1 protein-coding gene is annotated in these 791 nt (G+C 42.4%); it reads right to left on the reverse strand.

Features of this window, described 5'->3' with window-relative positions:
• A partial coding sequence (locus A3739_RS18235; RefSeq protein WP_156502673.1) for a TonB-dependent receptor occupies positions 1–791 on the reverse strand: 791 nt, incomplete at both ends.

Raw genomic sequence — 791 nt, forward strand, 5'->3', positions numbered from 1 at the left:
GTGCGGCAATATTGAACAAATGATTACCCGAAGATAAAGCCCAGTCAGTTTTAACGCCTATATTAGATGACTCAGATTTCTCTAGATTTGCAGACAGACCAACTTTGTTTTCAGTGTCGTCATAATCGCCTTTCAACAGCGAACCATAAATCTGATAAGACGCTTTTAACCTAGTAGAAAGTTCATGATTCAACTTACTTTGAATAGATAGGGTTTCAACATCATATGTCGCCGAATTATCTTTGGCGTTTCGCGCAGTCGGCACGCCCTTAGAAGACTTCGAGTAGCGAACTACGTTATTTGCATCTAAAGACTTAGAGATATCTGTGACCGCAGATAAATGAATCGCTCCTTGCTCGTATTGTGCGTTTTGACGACGCTGTACCTCATCATCGAAAGGATTGTTAGGAGTCTGCCGATCATTTAAAAACTCATAGTCGTTGTCGCTAGAAACATACTCTGCATTAACAAGATAATTTGTATCTCCAGAATGAAAAGCAGAGGTCAACGCGCCGAGCTGGCTTTTGAACGATCCATAGCCCGCCCTCACAGTATGATAAGGCTTCGCAGCACCTTTTTTGCTTACGAGATTTATTGCACCACCAATTGATGACACGCCCAACTGCGCTGGGGTATTACCACGATATATTTCTATTCTCTCGATTGAGCTCAATTGAATATTGCCAAGATCAACAATTCCTCCGTGCGCATCATTCAATAACATGCCGTCGAGAAACACATTAACTTGTGCTGCACTAGACCCACGGATACTCACAGTCGAATAAGAACCT

The sequence above is a fragment of the Oleiphilus sp. HI0067 genome (genome assembly GCF_001635735.1).